The organism is Streptomyces sp. CC224B, assembly GCF_030010595.1.
GTDB classification, from domain to species: Bacteria; Actinomycetota; Actinomycetes; order Streptomycetales; family Streptomycetaceae; genus Streptomyces; species Streptomyces longispororuber.
Map to the genome: position 1 here is coordinate 23,303 of NZ_JASCXL010000046.1, position 12,002 is coordinate 35,304.

Annotated in this window: 9 protein-coding genes; 3 read left to right on the forward strand and 6 right to left on the reverse strand. The window is 76.0% G+C overall.

The annotated features are described in order from the left end of the window. Positions 1-114: 114 nt before the first annotated feature. Positions 115-1,071 (forward strand): NAD(P)-dependent oxidoreductase, encoded by a 957-nt coding sequence (locus QK440_RS19625; protein WP_282794444.1) that lies wholly within the window; start codon positions 115-117, stop codon positions 1,069-1,071. On the opposite strand, the gene QK440_RS19630 is transcribed toward QK440_RS19625, so the two are convergent. Continuing rightward, on the reverse strand, positions 1,031-2,662 hold the full coding sequence (locus tag QK440_RS19630; RefSeq protein WP_282794445.1) for a PLP-dependent aminotransferase family protein: 1,632 nt from the start codon (positions 2,660-2,662) through the stop codon (positions 1,031-1,033). The genes QK440_RS19625 and QK440_RS19630 overlap by 41 nt on opposite strands. A gap of 28 nt (positions 2,663-2,690) precedes the next feature. Between QK440_RS19630 and QK440_RS19635 the strand changes: the two genes are divergently transcribed. Together QK440_RS19635 and QK440_RS19640 are read left to right on the forward strand one after the other, a co-directional pair. Then, the gene (locus QK440_RS19635) at positions 2,691-3,293 is read left to right on the forward strand and encodes a LysE family translocator (RefSeq protein ID WP_282794446.1); all 603 of its coding nucleotides are present in this window, start codon (positions 2,691-2,693) and stop codon (positions 3,291-3,293) included. Between the two features lie 72 nt (positions 3,294-3,365). Continuing rightward, entirely contained in the window at positions 3,366-4,058 is a 693-nt protein-coding gene (locus QK440_RS19640; protein ID WP_282794447.1) for a phenylalanine--tRNA ligase beta subunit-related protein, read from the forward strand. 30 nt (positions 4,059-4,088) lie between these two features. Here the strand turns inward: QK440_RS19640 and QK440_RS19645 are convergent, their stop codons facing one another. The 5 genes from QK440_RS19645 to QK440_RS19665 form a co-directional block, all read right to left on the reverse strand. Then, positions 4,089-5,120: a LacI family DNA-binding transcriptional regulator gene (locus tag QK440_RS19645; RefSeq protein ID WP_282794448.1), complete on the reverse strand. Its 1,032-nt coding sequence runs from the start codon at positions 5,118-5,120 to the stop codon at positions 4,089-4,091. Positions 5,121-5,222: 102 nt separating this feature from the next. Then, a complete protein-coding gene (locus tag QK440_RS19650; RefSeq protein ID WP_282794449.1) occupies positions 5,223-6,185 on the reverse strand; it encodes an ROK family protein in 963 nt (320 codons plus the stop codon). Then, on the reverse strand, positions 6,182-7,879 hold the full coding sequence (locus QK440_RS19655; protein ID WP_282794450.1) for a hypothetical protein: 1,698 nt from the start codon (positions 7,877-7,879) through the stop codon (positions 6,182-6,184). The genes QK440_RS19650 and QK440_RS19655 overlap by 4 nt, the downstream gene beginning before the upstream one ends. 64 nt (positions 7,880-7,943) lie before the next feature. Beyond that, complete coding sequence (locus tag QK440_RS19660) at positions 7,944-11,111, reverse strand: alpha-mannosidase (RefSeq protein ID WP_282794451.1); 3,168 nt, start codon at positions 11,109-11,111, stop codon at positions 7,944-7,946. Between the two features lie 70 nt (positions 11,112-11,181). Next, complete coding sequence (locus QK440_RS19665) at positions 11,182-11,994, reverse strand: carbohydrate ABC transporter permease (protein ID WP_282794452.1); 813 nt, start codon at positions 11,992-11,994, stop codon at positions 11,182-11,184. Positions 11,995-12,002: the final 8 nt, after the last annotated feature.

The following is a 12,002-nucleotide window of genomic DNA, read 5'->3' on the forward strand; positions in this document are numbered from 1 at the left end:
CCGGAGTCTCGCCCGGCCCCCGGCTCGTACCCCCGTACTACTATGACAGCGGTCATAATCGCGGAGTCACGACGTCACAAAGTCACGACGTCACGACGTCACGGGGGTGCGCGGATGGACGTGGGATTCATCGGGCTCGGCGTCATGGGGCGGCCCATGGCGCTCCGGCTGGCCCGCTCCGGCACGGAGGTGATCGTCTGGAGCAGGACCGCCGCCAAGTGCGCACCGCTGCGCGCCGCCGGGGCGCGCGTCGCGGCCGGTCCCGACGAGGTCTTCCGGGAGGCGCCCGTCGTCCTGCTCATGCTCGCCGACGGCGACGCCGTCGACGCCGTCCTCGGCCGGGGCACGCCCGACTTCGCCGCGCGCGTCGCCGGCCGCACCGTCGTCCCCATGGGTACGACGTCACCGGCGTACTCGCAGGGGCTCGAAGCCGACGTCCGCGCGGCGGGCGGGCGGTACGTGGAGGCCCCGGTGTCCGGCTCGCGCGTGCCCGCAGAGGCCGGGCGGCTGGTGGCGATGGTGGCGGGCGAGGAGGCGGCGGTCGCGGCGGTGCGCCCCCTGCTGGAGCCCATGTGCCACGAGACCTTCGTGTGCGGGCGGGTCCCGGACGCGCTGCTGACGAAGCTGGCGGTGAACCTGTTCCTCATCACCACGGTGACGGGCCTGGCCGAGTCCTTCCACTTCGCCGAGCGGCACGGCCTGGACACGCGCCGGTTCCTGGACGTCCTCGACGCCGGGCCGATGGCCAGCGCCGTCTCCCGGATGAAGGCGCCCAAGCTGCTCGCCCGCGACTTCGACGTCCAGGCGGCGGTCCGGGACGTCCTGATGAACAACCGGCTCATCGCCGACGCCGCCCGGGCCCGCGGGGTGGCCTCCCCGCTCCTGGACGCCTGCCACGCGCTGTTCGCGGACACGGTGGCCCTCGGGCACGGCTCCGCCGACATGGCGGCCGTCCTGCACGCGCTGGAGGCACGCACCGAGGCCGTGGCGCCGGGCCGCCCCGCCGACGGGGGCGGAACGGCCCCGCGCGTCACCGGAGCAGGCGGCCCAGGAGGGCCACCCCCTCGGTGATGTCCGTCGGGGTGCTCGCCGCGTAGCCGAGGACCAGGCCCGGGGGCTGCGGGTGCTGGGCGTGCCAGGACAGCGGCTGCACCTTCACGCCCCGCTCCAGGGCCGCCGCGGCCAGGGCCGTGTCGTCGTACCGGTCCGCGAAGGTCACCATCAGGTGCAGGCCCGCGGCGGCGCCGTGGACGACGGCGCCCGGCAGGTGGGTGCGCACGGCCTCGATCATCGTGTCGCGGCGGGCGCGGTGGCGGCGGCGCAGGAGGCGCAGGTGGCGCTCCAGGCCGCCGGTCTCCATCAGGTGCGCGAGGACCAGTTGGGGCAGCGCCGCGTTGCCCAGGTCCGCGAAGCGCTTGGCCTCCACCAGCGCCGCGTGCAGCCCGCGGGGCGCGAGCAGCCAGCCCACGCGCAGCGCGGGTGCCAGGAGCTTGGACACGCTGCCCGCGTAGGCGACGTGCTCCGGCAGGGTGGAGCGCAGGGCGGGCACCGGCGGCCGGTCGTAGCGGTGCTCGGCGTCGTAGTCGTCCTCGACGATCAGCCCGCCCTCGCGGGCCCACGCGGCCAGCTCCCGGCGCCGGGCGCCGTCGAGGACCACCCCGGTCGGGAACTGGTGCGCGGGCGTCAGGAGCACGGCGGGCGCGCCGGTGGCGCGCAGCGCGTCCACGCGTACGCCGCGCGCGTCCACCGGTACGGGTGGGGCCTGGAGGCCCGACACGTGCAGGTGCTGGCGCAGGCCGAGCGAGCTCGGGTCCTCGATGGCGACGCGGGTGGTCCCGGCGTCCTGGAGCACGGCGGCCAGCAGGCCGAGCGCCTGGGCGGTGCCCGCGACCACGAGCACCTCCTCGGGGTCGGCCGCGATGCCGCGGTTGCGGGCGAGCCAGCGGGCGACGGCACGGCGCAGCGCCGGGGTGCCGCGCGGGTCGCCGTAGCCGAAGTCCGCCGGGACCAGTCCGGCGAGCACGGACCGCTCGGCCCGCAGCCAGGCCGCGCGCGGGAACGCGGCGAGGTCGGGCAGGCCGGGCGACAGGTCGATGCGGGCGGGCGCGGCGCGCAGGGCGTCGAAGGCGTCGGTGCCGGGCGGGGCCCGGAACAGTGCCCGTCTCCCTGATGCCTCGTCACCTATGGGTGCCCGTACGGCAGTTGGTGCTGCCAGGGGTGCCGTCACCACCACGGTGCCGCCCCTCCCCCGCCCGGCGACGTGCCCGTCCTCGGTCAGGCGCCGGTACGCCTCCGTGACCACGCCGCGCGAGACGCCGAGTTCGGCGGCGAGCACCCGCGTCGCGGGCAGCCTGCTGCCGACCGGCAGCAGGCCGTCGGCGACCGCGCGCCGGATCTGCCGGGCCAGCCAGTCGGCCAGGCCGCCCTGCGGGGCGTCGGCGGGGTTGAGCTGGAGGAAGTCCGAGGCGGAGGGCGCGGCGGACGGGGTGGCGGCAGGCGCGGCGGACGGGGCAGGCGCGGACGGGGTGGTGGCGGGCGCGGGGCCGGAAGGCGCAGGCGCAGGCGTAGGCGCAGGGGCGGGAGGAGGCGCCGGAGCCTTTCGCTCCGCTCGGGCAGCGGGCGTTATGGACCTGTCGGATGGAGATCCTTTGGACCTGTTCACCGATCCATTGTGGCGGCAGAGTCGAGCCATGGAGTTCCTGCTGACCTCGCTCGTCATGACCGTGACCCCCGGCACCGGCGTCCTCTACACCGTCTCGGCGGGCCTCTCCCGCGGCAGCCGCGCCGGCTTCGTCGCCGCCGTCGGGTGCACGCTGGGCATCGTTCCGCACGTGCTGGCCGCGATCACGGGCCTGGCCGCGCTGCTGCACACCAGCGCGCTCGCGTTCCAGACGCTCAAGTACCTCGGCGTCGCCTATCTGCTGTACATGGCGTGGAAGACGCTGCGGGACACCGGCGCGCTCACCGCGGAACAGGACGGCGGCGCCCCGCGCTCGACGTCCGGGGTGATCGTCTCCGCCGTCCTGCTGAATCTCCTCAACCCCAAACTCACGCTGTTCTTCTTCGCGTTCCTGCCGCAGTTCGTGCCCGACGACCACCCGCACGCCGTGGTCCGCATGCTCGAACTCAGCGGTTACTTCATGCTCCTGACGCTCGTGGTGTTCGCCGCGTACGGACGGTTCGCCGCGGCCATGCGGGACCACGTCATCGCCCGGCCCGCGGTGGTGACGTGGCTGCGGCGCGTCTTCGCGGGCGCCTTCGCCGCCCTGGGCGCCAAGCTCGCCCTCACCTGAGGGACCGCCTGCTCCCCGACCCCCACGCACCACCCCAGCGAACCCGACGACCCGAACCCGACAGGAGAACCAGTGCGCTTCCAGCATGCGACCGCCCTCTGGCAGGACTTCCCGAGCCTGGTCCCCGGTGTGCTCCACGCCCGCGGCATCCGTACCGGCGTCCCGGTCGACGGCCCCGTGGCCGCGTACGAGGCGGTGGCCGCCGAGCGCCTCGCCGAGGTCCCGGAGAGCCGGTTCCCGGAGGTGGCGGCCTGGCGGCGGGCCTTCTCCGCGATGGGGCTCAAGCCCACCCAGTACCGGTGCGCCTCGGAATCGCTGCTGCGGCGGCTCCGCCGGGAGGGCTCGCTGCCGCGCATCCACCCGCTCATCGACCTCTGCAACGCCGTCTCCGTCGCGTACGGCATCCCGGTCGGCGTCTTCGACCTGTCGCGCGTCAGCGGGGACCTGTACGTCCGGTACGCCGACGGGGACGAGGCGTACGAGACCTTCGCCGGGGGGACCGAGCGGCCGGACGCCCGCGAGGTGGTCTTCGCCGACGACGGGCGCCGGGCCCACTCCCGGCGCTGGACCAACCGGCAGAGCGGCCTCTCGGCCGTGCGGGACACCACCACCGACGTGCTGATCATCACGGAGGCGCTGCACGACTCGGCCCCGCAGGACGTGCCGAAGCTGGTGGCGGCGCTCGCCGACGAGCTGCGCGCGGTGTGGTCCACCGAGCCGACGACGGCCGTACTGTCCCGCGAGGCACCGGTGTTCACCTGCTGAGCGCGCTCGCCCCGCGGCCGCCGCCCGGGCTCAGCCGCCGTACTCCACCAGCTCCGTGGCCAGCACCACGCGCCGCGCGCCCGCCGGATCCGCCCTGTCCGGCGGGCCGGGCTCCCGCATCCGGTCCAGGAGCAGCCTCCCCGCCGTGCGGCCGAGTTCGTCGCTGTCGTACGTCACCAGGGTGAGCGGCAGGCCCAGGGCGTCGGCGAGTTCGAAGTCGTCGAACCCCGCGAGGGCGACGTCGGCGCGAGCCGCCCGGACGGCGCGGAACGCCCCTATGGTGTTGCGGTTGTTGGAGCAGAACAGGGCCGTGGGCGGGTCGGGCAGCGCGAGCAGGCCGGCGGCGGCGCGCTCCGCCTCGTGCGGCTGGGTCTGCCCCTGGCGGATGTGGCGCGCGTCGGGGCACAGGGAGGCTGCGGACAACGCGTCCCGGTAGCCGCGCAGGCGTTCGGTGCCGGTGTAGACGGCCGGGGGCGAGCCGAGGAAGCCGATGCGGCGGTGACCGCGGGCGATCAAACGGGCGGTGGCGTCGCGTGCGCCGCCGTAGTCGTCGACCAGGACGCAGTCGGCGGCGAAGCCTCGGGGCGGGCGGCTGGCGAGGACCACCGGCACGCCGTCGGCGGCCGCCGCGGCCAGGTGGCGCTGGTCGTCACCCGCGGGAACGGCGACGATGCCGTCCACGCGGCGGCCCACCAGGTCGGTGACCAGCTCCCGCTCGGCGCCGGGGTCCTGGCCGGTGTTGCCGATGACGGTCTTCAGGCCGTCCGCGCCGAGCACGGAGTCGAGGCCGAGGGCGAGGCGGGAGTAGAAGGGGTTGGCCAAGTTGGTGACGACGAGGCCGACCAGGCCGGTGCCCCGGCCGAGGCGCAGGCGGCGGGCCAGTTCGTTGGGCCGGTAGCCGAGCGCGGCGGCGGCCGCGCGCACCCGGTCGCGGGTGGCGGGCAGCACCCGGGGGTCGTCGCGCAGCGCCCGGGAGGCGGTCATCGCGCTGACCTCGGCCTTCTCGGCGACGTCCCGGAGGGTGGGGCGGCCGCTCCTGGGCTCCCGCGGAGTACCGGGCATGGCGTGCCCTTCCTGTGCGTACGTCGAGTGACCCCACGATCATGGCCCCTGTGGCCGCCCGCCGAGGCGCGGCGCCCACCGCCCGGCCGCCTCCCCGCCTCCTTACACGTCCCCGCCGGTGGTCCGCACGTCCCGGTCCGTCGCCCGCGCTTCCCCGTCCGTCGCCCGCTCGTGCGCGTCCGTCGCCCGCTCGTCCGCGTACCTCGCCGCCCCCACCAGCGCCGCGTCGCCGCCGAGCGCGCCCGGGCGCGGCAGCACCGGCGTGTCCCCCAGGCCGTCGCGCAGGGCCGGGCCGACGAGGTCCCAGGACGCGGCCATGCCGCCGCCCACGACAAGCGCCGTGGCGCCGAACTCCCGTACGTACGGGGCAAGAAGCGCGCCGAGGGAGCGTACGGCCTCGTGCAGGACGCGCGCGGCGCGGGGCTCGCCCGCGCGGGCGCGGGCGGCGATGTCCCGGACGTCCGCGCGCGGGTCGCCGTAGCGGGCGCGGAGGGCCCGCCGGGACACGGTCTCCTCCAGCGGGCGTCCCGCGATCCGCGTCAGGTCGACGCGGCCGAGCGGCGGTACGCCGGGGCCGTCGCGGCGGACGGCGCCGTCCGCGAGGAAGGCCGAGCCGACGCCCGTGCCGAGGGTGATGCCGACGCAGCGCCGGTGGCCGCGCCCGGCGCCCGCGTGCCACTCGCCGAGCGCGAAGGCGTGCGCGTCGTTGAGGAACACCACGCCCGCGGGGCGCGGCAGCACGCCGTCGCGCAGCACGGAGCCCATGTCGACGCCGTACAGGGCGTCGAACTTGCCGACACCCGCGAAGCGGGCGATGCCCCGGTCGTGATCGAAGGGGCCGGGTACCGCCGCGCCCCACCGGGCACCGGGCGGCGCGCCGAGGGCGGTGGCGCAGCGCACGACCTCGCCCAGGACGTGCACGGCGCTGCCGCCGCCGTCCAGGGCGCGCCGCACCCGGCGCACGACGCGCGCGCCGTCCACGAGGGCGGCCGTGACATGGGTGCCGCCCAGCTCCAGGACGGGCCTCGGGCCCGGCCCCGCACCGTGTCGCGCACCGGGCCTCACGGGCGCCTCGCCCCTGCGGCCGGGCGGACCAGCGCCTTGACGACGCGGGCGGGGCCGTCGAGCGCCGCGATCCGGTAGGGGCCGACCGCGGCGGGGACCGTGAGCGTCTCGGCGCCCGCCAGCGGGTGCCGGTCGCCCGCGGCCGTGCGCAGCTCCACGCCCGCGCCCTCCACCACGTTCAGGACGTGGAAGCGCCCGGCGGTGTCGTCGTCCGCCACGGCGCCGGCGTCCAGGCACCACCGCCGTACCTCGTAGAACATCTCCGGCAGGGCGCCGAGGAGTTCCTCGCGCCGTCCGGGGGCGGAGCGCAGGACGCGCGGTTCCTGCACGAGGTCGCGGGCGACGGCGGTGCCGCGCCGCGCGGTGTCCAGGTTGGCCAGGCCGTGCTCGTAGGGCAGCGGGCGCGGCCTGCCGTCGGCGTCGGGGCGCAGCCAGTCGTAGAAGCGCAGGCTGTACAGGTAGGGCGTGGCGCTGATCTCCAGGACGACGTTGCCGGCGCCGCTCGCGTGCGGGGTGCCGGCGGGGATGAGGAAGAGACGGCCCCGGTCGGCGGGGAAGGTCTGGACGTGGTCCTCCGGGTCCATGGGCACGCCGTCCTTGGCGGACTTCTCGACCTGCTTGCGGAACAGCTCGGCGTCGGCGTCCTCGCGCAGCCCCAGGAAGACGCGCGCGCCGGGGCCGCCGAGCGTCACGTAGTACGACTCGTGCTGGGTGTAGGGCCAGCCGAAGCGCTCCCGCATGTACGCCTCGCGCGGGTGGCAGTGCACGGACAGGTTGCCGCCGCCGACGGTGTCGAGGTAGTCGAAGCGGATCGGGAAGGACGTGCCGAAGCGGGCGTGCGCCTCGGCGCCGAGCACCTCCCGCGGGTGCAGGGCGCACAGCAACTGGAAGGGGACCTCGGCCTGGAGGTCCGGCCCGGTGCCGACGAGGACGCCCGCTTCGGGGGCGATGAGTTCGTAGCCCAGGGCGGTGTTGCGGGCCTGCGGGTTGAAACCGAGCTCGCGCTGTGCCCAGTGGCCGCCCCAGGGCGTGGAGTTGAAGTACGGGCGGGTGCGCACCGGCCTGCGGGCGAGGGCGGCGAGGGTGGCGCGCAGGCCGTCGCCGTCGAGGAGGACGGGCCGGCCGGGGTCCTGGACGTCGAGCCAGGCGTCGACGCGGGGGGCGAGGGCGTCGCGGTGCCGGTCGAGGACGGGCCAGTCGGTGTAGAAGAGCCGGCGCAGGTCGGGCGGTTCCCCGGGCAGGCCGAGGTTGCGGCCGGTGCCCGCGGCGACGGCCGCCTCCGCGTACCGCTTGGGCACGTCGGCGTACCACAGCACGTCGTGCGGGACGAGGGAGGCGCCGGGGCCGTGCACGAGCAGCAGCCCGGTCGACGGCGGTGGTGGGCCGGGGAGTTCGTCGAAGAAGTCGCTGAGGGGGTTGGCGGCGAGCCTGCGGTAGTACGGGTCGCCGGTGCCGTCGTCGGTGCGGCGGCGCACGGTGGCGGGCGGCGCGTGGTGTGCCCGCACGTCGAGGGTCCGCACGGGCGCGCCGTGGTGCTCGGCGAGGCGGGCGGCCAGGCGGGTGAAGTCCACGGACGGGGGCCCCTCCACCGCCACCGTCCGCGGGGTCCGGGGCAGGTGCGCGGCCACGGCGGGCCAGCCGGCGGCCATCACGGTCCCGGGCGCGGGGCCGTAGCGCGGGTCGAGCCGGTACACACGTTCTCCTCACCGTCGCGACAGGCGTCGTGGTGGTGCGGGGCCGCTCGGGCCCCGTGCGCGGTCAGGGGCGTTCGTACAGCACCGCCGCCGTGCCGAGGGCGGGCACGGCGACGCTCACCTCCCCGTCCGCCAGCGGGAGCCGCTCGCCGCGGCCGCCCAGGTAGCCCGCCCGGTACGCGGCCCGGGCGGCGAAGCCGACGCGCAGGCGGCACACCACCCGCTCCTCGGCGAAGGACTGGAGCCGCAGCAGCGTCTCCCCCGCCCGGGGCGTGGTGGCGCCGACCAGCCGGACGCGGGGGTCGTCCAGGGTGAGGAAGCAGTGCGAGACCGGGGCGTCCCCCCATGCGCCCCGGGCCCGCACCGCCCGCAGCGGCCTGCTCCACGCCGCCGCCGTCCGGGTCCCGAGCCCGGTCGCCGTCGGTCCGCAGGCGACGCTGTAGCGGAAGGTGAACTCGAACCCCTGCTCGCTCGGGAAGTTGGTGTCCCACAGGTTGTTGTGGATCCAGGAGAAGACGGTGGCGGGCTCGTCGTGGCCGAGGGTCTTCGGGAACGGCGCGTAGGGCAGCGCGATGTTGCCGAACTGCACGAGCGGCGCGTCCTGCGTGGCCCAGGCGACGGCGTGCCCGTCCTGCGCGAGCGTCACCCAGCGGCGCACGGCCCGCATGTGCGGGGCGGAGCCCGGCACCACCGGCAGGCCGGTGCCGGTGACGCCGCCGGAGGCCTCCATCCGCACGACGGGGTCCTCGAAGGCGAAGGGGAAGGCGAAGTAGGCGCTCTCCTTGCCCAGGGTGCGGTCCTTGTCGAGGCGGTTCTCGATGTCGAGCCGGGCGACGCCGCGCGGCAGGGTCAGGGTGACGCGCAGCCGGTTGGCGCCGAGGGGGCGCGTCTCGTAGGTGACCGACTCCGCGACCGCGGTGGAGCGGCGGGCGACGAGCGCGGCGGGCGGGGCGACGGCGCGCCGTCCGAGGTGCTCCAGGCGCTCGGACGCGGTGGTGCGGCTGGAGTTGTGGTTGAAGGCCCCGGCGGTGGTGTAGCTGTCGTGGACGTACGCGTTGAAGCCGGTGATCGCGTCCGGGCGGACGAGGTCGCGGCCCGTCGCCTTGTCGACGACGGAGGCCACGCAGGCGTGCGCGAGGTCGACGCGGACGGCGAGGTACTCGTTCTCCAGGAGCGTCGGGTCGGGGTGGGCGGCCGCGCGGGCGGCGCTCTCGGCGGGGTCCTCGCGCTCGCTGGACCCGGTGGGGTTCCAGCCGGTGGCGGCCCTGACGGCGGCGGGTGCCCGCGGCGGCCCGGCCCGCCCGGTGTCGGCCCGCACGTCCAGGCGCACCGTACCGGCGGAGGGCACCTCGTCCACGCGCACCAGCAGGAAGCGGCCCGCGTCGCGGTGGTCGTCGTTGGTCTGCGGCCGTTCCTCGTGGTCCAGGCGGTGTCCGTCGCGGGCGTCGTGCACGGTCACCCGCTGGTCCAGGGGCGCGGTGCTCTCCGGCAGGAAGATCCGGACGACGTCGGTGCGCGGCCACGAGCAGGTGTTCACCACGTGGTACGTGGCGACGGCGTCGCCCGCGGCGGCGAGGCGCTGGCCGAGCCGGGCCCCGGCCCGGCGCAGCAGGGACGCGCCGTCGTCGTGGGCGCGCAGGGCCTGCCCGTACTTCCAGTGCCACTGGTGCTCACCGGAGTGGCCGCCCTCGTCGCCGTGGGTCCACGGGTCGCCGGCGCCCCAGGTGTGCTCGTCGAAGAGCGACACCGCCTCGTACACCCCGGCGGCGTCGCGCGTGTCGTCCTCGGCCCCCGTGGCGTCGAGGAAGGACGCGAACGCGCCGATGGTCTGGGCGTCGGCGACCTCGGCCTGGGCGGTGCGGGCGAGCGCCAGCGGGCGGGCGCCCGCGCCGACGCCGTCCACCCACCAGTCGGCCCAGTCGCCCTCGAAGGTGCGGATGGCGTCGCCGAGCCGCGCCTCGGCGTCGCGGAAGAAGTCCTCGTTGCGGGACAGGCGCAGGCGCGGGTGGGCCCAGGTGTCGTTCCAGCGCCGTACGGTGTCGGCGATGACGCGGCGCGGCGGCGCGTTGTCGCCGAACTTCCCCTGCACGCGCAGGTGCAGCACGTCCCACGGGTAGGGCTCGCGCTTGACCTCCGCCCGGTCCACGGCCCAGCCGAAGACGCCGCCGTCGTAGGGGTAGGGGCGCGTGGCCAGGGCGGTGAGGTAGGCGGGCAGCAGGTCGTCGACGTCGGCGTACGCGGTGTCGAAGCCGAGCAGCGGGCCCTCCATGTAGGCCAGGCCGTGCGGGGTGTCGGTGACCCACACCAGGACGCTGTTCCCGCTGGGGGCGCGCCAGCGGAACAGGCGGGGCAGCTTCTCGCCGCCCACCAGGTGCGGCACCGAGCGCCCGGCCCAGTTGTGCGCCACCGACAGGTAGCGGACGCCCGCCTGCGCCAGGGCGTCGACGAGGCCGACGACCGCGCCGGGCACGTCGGTCTGCATCGCGGCGGTCAGGGCGACGCCGTGGCGGGCGCGCACGTCGTGGGCGAGGCGCAGCAGTTCATGCAGCTCGTCCGTGGAGCAGGTCTCGGTGTGCAGGTTGAACGGCAGGGCCGTCAGCTCGATGCGGCCCTCCCGCACCCGGCGCACCAGCTCCTCGACCTGCTCGGCGGGGCGCGCGTCGGCCCACTGCCGGAAGGACCACAGCGACTCCACGCACCACCGGAACCGGGAGTCGGGCGGCCAGTCGTCGGTCGCCCGGGTCAGCTCCAGGCACGAGTCCAGGAACGACAGGTGCTCGGCGAGGACCTGGCCCTGCGGGTCGGTGTAGCCGATGTCGAGGTGCGAGTGGTGCACGAGGTGCACCGTCCAGCGGCGCTGCGGGGTGAGCCGGACGCCGATGCCGTCCGCCGCCGCGCCGGGCAGTCCCACCGTGAGCCGCGTCGGCGCCTCCACGGCGGGCACCAGCAGCCGCACCCCGCCGCCGGGCCCGGGCGCGCGCTCGGTCCGCACGGCCGCGCCCGACTCCGTCCGCACCGCCCACTCCCCCGGCAGGCTGCCGCCGTTGACGGGCTCGACCCGCAGGGACTGGAGCAGGGTGCCGTCGGCCGCGCGGCGCAGCAGGGGTTCCTCGGTGAGGCGCAGTGCGGTGCCGCCGAGGGTGCCCTCGGCGGTGACCACGCCGGAGCGCAGGGCGGCGCGGACGCGGTCGTTGTCCCAGTCGGTGGTGCGGACCAGGGCCCGTGTGGTCATGCGGATCTCCCCGGGTGCGGGCGGACGGTGCGGACGTACGGACGGTCGGCGGACGGACGGTGCGGTCGGGTCAGCGGACGGACGCGGTGATGCCCCGCAGGAACAGGCCGCGGAACAGCAGGAAGAGCACGAGCGTGGGCACGGACACGACGAGGGCACCCGCGAGGATCACGGGCGGGCCGCTGGAGGCGTAGGTGGCGCGGAGCGTGGCCAGCGACGCCATGACGGGCTGGACGTCGCCGCTGCGGCTGAGGGTCAGGCCGAGCAGCAGGTCGTTCCAGACGGCGGTGAACTGGAAGAGGAAGGCCGCGCCGAGCCCGGCGCGCATCAGCGGCACGTGGACGCGCCAGAAGATGCGGCCGAAGGAGGCGCCGTCGATCAGGGCGGCCTCGGTCAGCTCGGGCGGCATCGTGGTCATCTGGTTGCGGATGAGGAAGAACGCGAACGGCACGGCCCAGGCGACGTACACGAGCATCAGGCCGAGCCGGGTGTCGTACAGGCCGGTGTCCGCGTACAGGCCGAAGAGCGGCGCGAGGAAGATCTGGAGCGGGAACAGCGTGCCGGAGTAGATCAGCCAGAACCAGAGCGCGGGCCGCGGGATCGGCAGGACCACCACCGCGAAGGCCGCCGTGGCGGCGACGAGCACCGCGACCAGGCCGCAGACGGTGGCGTACAGGAGGGACGCCTGGAAGCTGTCGCCGATCCGGGCCTCCTTCCAGGCCGTCTCGACGTTGTCGGCGAGCGCGAAGCCCTGGAACGTCCAGTCGGGTTCGCCCCGGTACTCGGCCGCGGGGGTGAGCGCGTTGACGACGAGCAGGTACAGCGGCAGCAGCCAGAGCGCGACGCACCCGGCGACGAAGACGTGGCGTGCGGTGCGGCCCATGGCGTCCC

Bases quoted from the DNA above. Each gene is read 5' to 3' on its own strand.
- QK440_RS19665 (WP_282794452.1), bottom strand. From the start codon at position 11,994: ATGGGCCGCACCGCACGCCACGTCTTCGTCGCCGGGTGCGTCGCGCTC.
- QK440_RS19625 (WP_282794444.1), top strand. From the start codon at position 115: ATGGACGTGGGATTCATCGGGCTCGGCGTCATGGGGCGGCCCATGGCG.
- QK440_RS19660 (WP_282794451.1), bottom strand. From the start codon at position 11,111: ATGACCACACGGGCCCTGGTCCGCACCACCGACTGGGACAACGACCGC.
- QK440_RS19645 (WP_282794448.1), bottom strand. From the start codon at position 5,120: ATGCCCGGTACTCCGCGGGAGCCCAGGAGCGGCCGCCCCACCCTCCGG.
- QK440_RS19635 (WP_282794446.1), top strand. From the start codon at position 2,691: ATGGAGTTCCTGCTGACCTCGCTCGTCATGACCGTGACCCCCGGCACC.